The following is a 556-nucleotide window of genomic DNA, read 5'->3' on the forward strand; positions in this document are numbered from 1 at the left end:
GAACACCACCTTGCCAAGGTGGGGGTCGCGAGTTCGAACCTCGTCTTCCGCTCCATAGATTCATTTAAGTGCCGGGGTGGCGGAACTGGCAGACGCACAGGACTTAAAATCCTGCGGTAGGTGACTACCGTACCGGTTCGATTCCGGTCCTCGGCACCACTTTTATGAAATAAATATATGCGCCCGTAGCTCAATTGGATAGAGCGTCTGACTACGGATCAGAAGGTTGTGGGTTCGACTCCTGCCGGGCGCGCCATATTTACGGGAAGTAGCTCAGCTTGGTAGAGCACTTGGTTTGGGACCAAGGGGTCGCAGGTTCGAATCCTGTCTTCCCGACCAGTTATTAATTATATTTGGGGCCTTAGCTCAGCTGGGAGAGCGCCTGCCTTGCACGCAGGAGGTCAGCGGTTCGATCCCGCTAGGCTCCACCATGAACATTGAAAACTGAACATGCAAAACGTTAAGACATATAGCTTGATAGACTAGCTTCGGTTAGTCGGATAGCAAACAATTTTGACATCATTTAATGATGATGCCAGCAAAACAAAATGAGCTT

The 556-nt window shown here is 50.4% G+C and carries 4 tRNA genes; all 4 read left to right on the forward strand.

Annotation, left to right across the window (positions count from 1 at the left end):
- Window positions 1–70 precede the first annotated feature (70 nt).
- Window positions 71–159: transfer RNA gene (locus PGC35_RS22045), tRNA-Leu, on the forward strand.
- A gap of 20 nt (window positions 160–179) precedes the next feature.
- Window positions 180–256 (forward strand) — tRNA-Arg (locus tag PGC35_RS22050).
- A 6-nt stretch (window positions 257–262) separates the two neighbouring features.
- Window positions 263–339: transfer RNA gene (locus PGC35_RS22055), tRNA-Pro, on the forward strand.
- Between the two features lie 16 nt (window positions 340–355).
- A tRNA-Ala gene (locus tag PGC35_RS22060) sits at window positions 356–431 on the forward strand.
- Window positions 432–556 lie beyond the last annotated feature (125 nt).

Origin of the sequence: Psychrobacillus sp. PGGUH221 (assembly GCF_042055255.1) — a bacterium.
In the GTDB taxonomy this organism is placed as follows: Bacteria; Bacillota; Bacilli; order Bacillales_A; family Planococcaceae; genus Psychrobacillus.